Raw genomic sequence first — 6,896 nt, forward strand, 5'->3', positions numbered from 1 at the left:
GGGGTGATCTCCTCGCACGATCGCACACCTGAGAGCGCTTCCACCACAACCGGGATGACCGCCCCTTACCGCCGGTGACCCGGCCGGGGCATGATGCCGGGCAGGCGTTCCGTCGGCCTGGACGGGACGGTCGGGGGGAGGAAACGATGACGGCAGCCGCGCACCGGCCGGCCACGCTGGAGGACGTCGCGAGGTCCGCCGGGGTGTCCCGGTCCACGGCCTCGCGGGTGATCGCCGGCACCGGGTTCGCCTCGCCGGCCGCCCGGGAGCGCGTCGCGGCGGCCGCCGACCGGCTCGGCTACGTGCCCAACCCGGCCGCCCGGGCTCTGGTCCGCGGCGGGGGCGTACGGCTCGTGGTGGCGGTCGCCGGGCCCGGCGCGTCGGTGCTGGACGACCCGTACGTCCACCGGGTGGTCGGCGCGGCGGCCCGGGTCTGCGCGCCGGCCGGCATCGGGGTGGCGCTGCACTGGCTCCCGCTGGGCGAGCGGAGCAGCCTGGACCGGCTCGCCGGCGACGGCAGCGTGTGCGGCGTGGTGCTGGTCAACACGACCGAGGAGCTGCTGGAGGCGGTGCCGCGGTCGCTGCGCGGCCGGGTCGCCTCGATCGGCATCGGCTCCGCCACCGTGCCGTCCTTCGACGTCGACAACGACGCCGGCGCCAGCGAGGTGCTGCGTCACCTGTACGCCACGGGTCGCCGCCGGATCGCCATGGTGAGCGGCCCGCGCTGGCTGCCGTGCTCGCAGCGGCCGGTGGTGGCGTACCGCCGGCTGATGCGTCAGGCGGGGATGCCGGAGCGCGTGCTGCCCGGCGACTTCACCGCGGCGAGCGGCCGGGCGGCGGCCGGCGAGGCGCTGCGGCGCTGGCCGGACCTCGACGCGATCTACGCGATCAGCGACGAGACCGCGTTCGGGGTGATCGCCGCGCTGCGCGACGGCGGCGTGCGGGTGCCCGGCGACGTGGCGGTCGCCGGCTTCGACGACATCCCACTGGCCGGCATGACCGCCCCCGCGCTGACGACCGCGAGCCACCCGGTGGGCCGGATCGCCGCCGCCGCGGCCACGGCCGTGCTGGACCGGCGCCCGGCCGCGCCGGTGACTCTCTTCCCGTCCGCCCTGGTGGCCCGCGACAGCGCCTGACCCGCTGCCGGCGGTTAACCCGTGGCGCGCCGGGTAACCGCGGCGCAGACCCCTGCCGACAGCGAGGAGCGGTGACCCGTGTCCGACCTCAGGCCGCCGCAGCAGGACCCGGCGGACGACGCCCACCCCGGCCGGTTGACCGCCCGCGCCCACCCGCCGGTGGCGTCGACGCCCGCCGGGCTCGTGCCACTGACCGACGCCGACGGTGGGCCGTTGGCCATGGTGTACGCCCCGGAGCCCGCCGCCGACGGCGCCGCGTACCGGCTGGTGGTGCTGCTGCACGGGGCCGGCGGCTCGGCGCGGCAGGGCCTGGACCTGTTGCTGCCGGTCGCGGACGCGTACCACCTGCTCCTGGTCGCCCCGAAGGCGTCGGCGAGCAGCTGGGACCTGATCGCGGGCGGCTTCGGCGTGGACGTGCGGCGCATCGACCGGCTGCTGGGCACCGTCTTCGACGGCTATCCGGTGCGCGACGTGACGTTCGGCGGGTTCTCCGACGGCGCCTCGTACGCGCTCTCGCTGGGCCTGGCCAACGGCGACCTCGTCGACGCGGTGCTGGCCTTCTCCCCCGGTTTCGCCGCGCCGCCGGTCACCCGCGGCCGGCCGCGGATCTTCGTCTCGCACGGTGTGGACGACCGCGTCCTGCCGATCGACATGTGCAGTCGCCGCTTCGTCCCGCACCTGGACAGCCTCGGCTACGACGTCACCTACGAGGAGTTCCCCGGCGGCCACGAGATTCCCGCCCTCGTACGCCAGTCCGCCACCGCCTGGCTGACCGCCCCGCGCTGACCGCCGGGGGCGCCGCTGTCAGAGGGCCGCCGAGACGGTCGACGGCAGGCCACCACGTCAGATCCCGGGGAGGCCGAGGGCGTCGTCGACCCGGGTGAGAACGGTGACGTCGTCGTCGGGGTTGAGGCCGCGCAGCAGGTCGATGGCCGTGGCCCGGACCTGGCCGATGATCATGGCGAGTGGCAGGGTCTGGGTCGACGCGAAGAGCTGCCCGGCGGTGTGCACGGCGGCCAGCGCCGCATCCTCCGCCCGGGCGGCGTGGCCGTCGGCGGCCTCCTCCCGCCCGTCCAGGTCGGCGGCGAGCGCCGCGCCGGCCTCTCCGACCGCCTCGGCCAACGATCGCAGCGCGCCGCCCAACTCCGGCGGCGCCGGGGCGTGCAGCCGGCTGAGCGTCACCCCGGCACGGGCCAGCACCCGGACGTTGCGGACGGCGTAGTCGATCTGCCGGATCGACTCGTCCACCGACCGCAGCCGGCCGATGTGCCGGCGTCGCCGCAGGTTGAGCCGCAGCGCCTCGCCGGCCGCGAGCACCCCGTCGCGCAGCCCTGCGACCTGGGCGTCCATGTCCCGGGCGCGGGCCAGGGCGTCACGCGCGGCGGCCTCGTCGCGGCAGTCCAGCGCGTCGGCGATCCCGTCCAGCAGGGCGGCCAACTCGTCGAAGGTCCGCCGCACCTCGGCGACCAGCGGGGCCAGCGGGCGCCGGGCGTCGACCAGCAGGCTGACCGCGAGCGCGACCGCGCCGCCGATCAACGCGTCGACGAAGCGGAACGGCACCAACGAGCCGTCCGGCGGCGCCACCACCACCAGGTAGAGCGCGGAGACCGCGGCCTGCACCAGCGTCACTCCGGTGGCCCCGAACGCCACCGCGAGCAGGACCGTGAGCAGGATGACGGTAAACACCGTCCAGGTGCCGCCCGGGCCCAGCGCCTGCACCACCAGGTCCGCGACCAGCACCCCGGCGGCGACCCCGAGGACGACCTCGACGGCCCGCCGGATCCGCTGCCCCCGGGCCTGACCGAGGACGATCAGCGCGGCGGCCGGCGCGAAGAAGGGCTGCGGGTGCCCGAGCAGCCGGGTGGCCAGCAACCAGGCCACCGTCGCCGCGAGGGTCGCCTCCAGCACGGGCCGCCAGCCGTGCCGCAGTCGCCCGCCGGCCACCCGCAGGCCGCTGAACCGCACCGTCCCCACCTCCCCCACCCCGCTTCCGGATGTCGAGGCTCCCGGGAACGGTCACCGGCGGCCGCCGGAGTCTCACGGGCCCGGAGCGCCCCTCGCGATCGTCTACCATCGCGCGATGGACCCCCTCACCGGGCTGCTCGACGGTCCCCGGGCCCGGGGCGCGTTCCTGCTCCGCTCGGTGTCCGACCCGCCGTACGCGCTGCGGATCGAGGACCGGGCGCCGCTCACCGTCGTGGCGCTGGTCGACGGCGCCGCCTGGCTCGTTCCGGACGACGCCGCCCGGCGACGCTGCGCCCCGGTGACGTGGCGGTGCTGCGCGAGCCGGACGCCACGCTGGGCGCGGTGGCCCGGCGGGTCGGCTACGCCAGCCCGTACGCGCTGAGCACCGCGTTCCGCCGGGCCCGGGGGGGCAGCCCGAGCCAGCACCGGACCGGGGTGGCGGCCGGCTGACGCCCGGCGGGTCAGTTCCCGGTCAGGGCGCGCAGCAGCGTGCGGACGGCGCCGGCCAGGTCGTCGCGGCTGGCGGGGCTGCCCGCCGGCGGGGCGGTGAGCGCGCCGGCGCCGACGAGCCGGTCGAAGAGCAGCCCGTCCACGAACGCGACGAACTGGTCGCCCTGCCGGTGGGGGTCGGTGGCGCCGGCCCGGGTGAGCAGATCCCGGGCCTGGACCCGCAGGCCGGTGCCGTGGTGCAGGATGCCGCGCAGCTCGGGGCGGTGCACCGCCTCCAGCAGGCAGGCGTAGCGGGCCAGCGTCCGGCTGCGCCCGGTGGTCAGCCACCGGTCGAGCACGTCGGCGACGCCGGCGGCGAGCCGGTCGAGGTCGCCGCTGTCGAGCCGGGGACCGGGTGTCGGTGGTGGCGCGACGGTCGGCAGCTCGTGCGCCGTCAGGTCGGCCCGGTCCCGTTCGGCGAGCCGGGCCACCACCGCCTCGATCAGCGCCTGCCGCGTCCGGAGGTAGGCGGAGGTGGTGCCGGGCGCCATCCCGGCGCGACCGTCCACCGCCCGGTGCGTCAGCGCCCGCATGCCGCCGTCGGCGATCAGCTCGATGGCGGCGTCCGCCAGCAGGGCGATCCGGTTCGTCCGGGCCGTCACGCCTCCCCCTTCCCGTGGTCCGCAGGTAGTATCACTCTTCTACAGGTGTAGAAGGGGTGGTCGACGTGAACGACCCGCACGCGGTGGTGGTCGGCGCCGGGATCGGCGGGCTCAGCGCGGCAGTCGCCCTGCGCCGACAGGGCTGGCGGGTCACCGTGCTGGAGCGCGCCGCCGAGCTGCGCGAGGTCGGCGCCGGGCTGACACTGATGGCCAACGCGCTGCGCGGCCTGGACGCGCTCGGTCTCGGCGCGGCCGTGCGCCGGGGCGAGCACGCCGAGGCGCCCGGCGGCATCCGCGACCGGCGCGGTCGATGGCTGTCCAGGGTGGACGGTGCGGAGATGACCCGCCAACTGGGCACCACCGCGCTCGGCGTGCACCGGGCCACCCTGCACCGCATCCTGCGCGAGGCGCTGCCGGCGTCGTCGCTGCGGACCGGGGCCGAGGTGGAGCACGTCGAGCCCGGCCCGGACCGCGCCGAGGTGCGCTACCGGGGGCCCGACGGCACGCGGAGGCTCACCGCCGACCTGGTGGTCGGCGCCGACGGCCTGCGCAGCCGGCTGCGCGCCCAGCTCTGGCCGGAGATTCCCGCCCCGGTGTACGCGGGGTCGACGGCCTGGCGTGCCGCCATCGCGTTCCCCGACCCGGTCCCGGCGGCGATCACCTGGGGCCCGGCAGCCGAGTTCGGCATGGTGCCGATCGGCGCCGGCCAGCTCTACTGGTACGCCGCGCTCACCGCTCCGCCCGGCGAGCACGCCCCGGACGAGCTGGCGGCCGTTCGGGAGCGCTTCGGCACCTGGCACGCGCCCATCCCGGAGCTGCTGGCGGCGACACCGCCCGGGGTCGTGCTGCGCAACGACATCCACCACCTGGCCACCCCGCTCCCCTCGTACGTGCGGGGACGCGTGGCCCTGCTCGGCGACGCCGCCCACCCGATGACGCCCAACCTCGGGCAGGGCGCCGGCCAGGCGATCGAGGACGCCGTGGTGCTCGGCGCCGTCTGCGCCGCCGGGGCCGAGGGCCTGCCGGCCGTCCTCGCGGCGTACGACCGGCAGCGTCGACCCCGCAGCCAGGCCGTCGCCCGCGCCTCCTTCCGGGCCGGCCGGTACGGCCAGCAGCTCCGGAACCCGCTGGCCGTCACGGTGCGGAACGCCGCGTTACGGCTCACGCCTGCGCGGGCCACCCTGCGGGGGATGGCCCGCCACGCCGACTGGCGGCCTCCGGCGCCGGTGCGGTGACCGGGACGGTCGCCGTTCAGCCGGTCGTGGCGCCGGTGTGGTCGGGCGAGGCGAGGAACCGGGTCAGCACCTCGACCGTGCCCGGCGTGTAGGGGCGGCCGTCGAGCACCTGGTCGGCCGGCACGAACACCATCGCCTCCCCCTCGCCGAGCACCACGTCCTCCTGCCGGGCGCGGGTGCTGCCGACGAAGTAGTGCTTCACCCGGCCCAACTCGGGCAACGGCTGGACGGCGTACGGGCGCAGCGGGCCGTCGGCGCGCAGGCCGGTCTCCTCCCACAGCTCCCGCTCGGCGGCCTGTTCCGGAGTCTCGCCCGGCTCGCCGTGCCCACCGGGCAGCCCCCACACGTTCGGGTGGTACTCGGCGTTGCCGTCCCGCAGTTGCAGCAACAGTCGGCCGTCCGGGTCCACCAGCAGCACACACGCGACCACGATCACGCCCTCAGCCTAGGCCGGGCAGGGGGCGTCCCCGCCGAGCCGGACGCCCGGTAGGCCCGCTCTCCCCATGCCACAAGGCGCCCGCGGGTGGCGGCGTCACCGGGGCCGGCTTTCCCCACAGGAGGGAAATCGGTGCGAAAACCGCGGTGGGCCAAAACTCCAGGGTAGTCAATTGTGCCGGCATCGGCCTCAGCCGAACATGACAGCGCACCGGTAAGATCGGCGACTGCGATGTGACTGATCGCTGACTGCTCGTGGTGATAGCGATCACACACACTGAGCCCATGAACAGGAGAGTCAACCGCGGTAAGGCACTCCGCGTCGCGGTGTGTCTCCTTCTTCTCGCCGTTCTGAGCGGCTGCATGCAGCTCAACATGGGGCTCACCGTCAACGCCGACGACACGGTCGACGGGCAGCTGCTGCTGACCGCCCAGAAATCCCTGCTGACCTCGCGCAACAAGAACGTTCCGGTGGCCTTCGCGGAGCTGCGGCAGAACATTCCCGCGCTGCCGTCCGGCGAGGAGACCGTTTACGAGGACAGCCAACTCTTCGGCACCCAGATCAGTTACCGGAAAGCACCGCTGGCGAGCTTCGACAGCGAGAGCGTCAAACTGGTCCGGGACGGCGATTTCTACCGCTTCACGTTGCCGCTCGACCCGAAGAAGTACGGCGGAAAGATGGCCGAACAGAATCCGCAGCAGCAACAGGCTTTCCTCAAACTGATGTCGTTCGAGATCTCGGTGACATTTCCCGGTCGGGTGATCGACACCAATGGCACCCTCAACGGCCGGTCGGTCAGCTGGAAGGTGGACTCCAACCAGGACAAGCCCACCGAGTTGCGGGCCGTCGCCGAAGCCCCGCCCCGGCCCTCGGCCTCGCCGGTCGCCGCCGCCGACGAAGGCGGGTTCCCCTGGCTGCTGATCGTCGGCGGTCTGCTCCTCCTGCTGCTGCTCGCCGCGGTGGTCGTACTCCTTCTACGTCGCCGTCGCCCGACGGCGCCGGCCGCGCCCGGTCCGACCTCGCCGGGCGCGGC

7 protein-coding genes and 2 pseudogenes are annotated in these 6,896 nt (G+C 75.4%); 6 read left to right on the forward strand and 3 right to left on the reverse strand.

Annotation, left to right across the window (positions count from 1 at the left end; genetic code table 11):
- Nucleotides 1-146 precede the first annotated feature (146 nt).
- Nucleotides 147-1,136 carry a LacI family DNA-binding transcriptional regulator gene (locus DKT68_RS01320; protein WP_109815609.1) on the forward strand — a complete coding sequence of 330 codons (990 nt, stop codon included), beginning with the start codon at nucleotides 147-149 and terminating at the stop codon, nucleotides 1,134-1,136.
- Nucleotides 1,137-1,214: 78 nt separating this feature from the next.
- Nucleotides 1,215-1,922 (forward strand): alpha/beta hydrolase, encoded by a 708-nt coding sequence (locus tag DKT68_RS01325; protein ID WP_109815610.1) that lies wholly within the window; start codon nucleotides 1,215-1,217, stop codon nucleotides 1,920-1,922.
- Nucleotides 1,923-1,979: 57 nt separating this feature from the next.
- Here DKT68_RS01325 and DKT68_RS01330 read toward each other — a convergent pair whose 3' ends face one another.
- Nucleotides 1,980-3,101, reverse strand: a complete 1,122-nt coding sequence (locus DKT68_RS01330; RefSeq protein ID WP_201748846.1) for an FUSC family protein — start codon at nucleotides 3,099-3,101, stop codon at nucleotides 1,980-1,982.
- Nucleotides 3,102-3,216: 115 nt separating this feature from the next.
- Between DKT68_RS01330 and DKT68_RS32780 the strand changes: the two are divergent.
- A pseudogene (locus DKT68_RS32780) lies at nucleotides 3,217-3,327 on the forward strand (AraC family transcriptional regulator); the annotation flags it as partial.
- Between the two features lie 83 nt (nucleotides 3,328-3,410).
- Nucleotides 3,411-3,551: pseudogene (locus tag DKT68_RS32785) on the forward strand (AraC family transcriptional regulator); the annotation flags it as partial.
- Between the two features lie 11 nt (nucleotides 3,552-3,562).
- Here the strand turns inward: DKT68_RS32785 and DKT68_RS01340 are convergent.
- Nucleotides 3,563-4,192 carry a TetR/AcrR family transcriptional regulator gene (locus tag DKT68_RS01340; RefSeq protein WP_236646665.1) on the reverse strand — a complete coding sequence of 210 codons (630 nt, stop codon included), beginning with the start codon at nucleotides 4,190-4,192 and terminating at the stop codon, nucleotides 3,563-3,565.
- A 65-nt stretch (nucleotides 4,193-4,257) separates the two neighbouring features.
- On the opposite strand from DKT68_RS01340, the gene DKT68_RS01345 reads away from it, so the two are divergent.
- Entirely contained in the window at nucleotides 4,258-5,427 is a 1,170-nt protein-coding gene (locus tag DKT68_RS01345) for an FAD-dependent monooxygenase (protein ID WP_109815613.1), read from the forward strand.
- 16 nt (nucleotides 5,428-5,443) lie between these two features.
- Here the strand turns inward: DKT68_RS01345 and DKT68_RS01350 are convergent, their stop codons facing one another.
- Entirely contained in the window at nucleotides 5,444-5,863 is a 420-nt protein-coding gene (locus DKT68_RS01350) for an NUDIX hydrolase (protein ID WP_236646666.1), read from the reverse strand.
- Nucleotides 5,864-6,117: 254 nt separating this feature from the next.
- Between DKT68_RS01350 and DKT68_RS01355 the strand changes: the two genes are divergently transcribed.
- On the forward strand, nucleotides 6,118-6,896 hold a 779-nt coding region (locus tag DKT68_RS01355; protein ID WP_201748848.1), incomplete at its 3' end, for an LppM family (lipo)protein.

Source organism: Micromonospora acroterricola, assembly GCF_003172955.1.
GTDB classification, from domain to species: domain Bacteria; phylum Actinomycetota; class Actinomycetes; order Mycobacteriales; family Micromonosporaceae; genus Micromonospora; species Micromonospora acroterricola.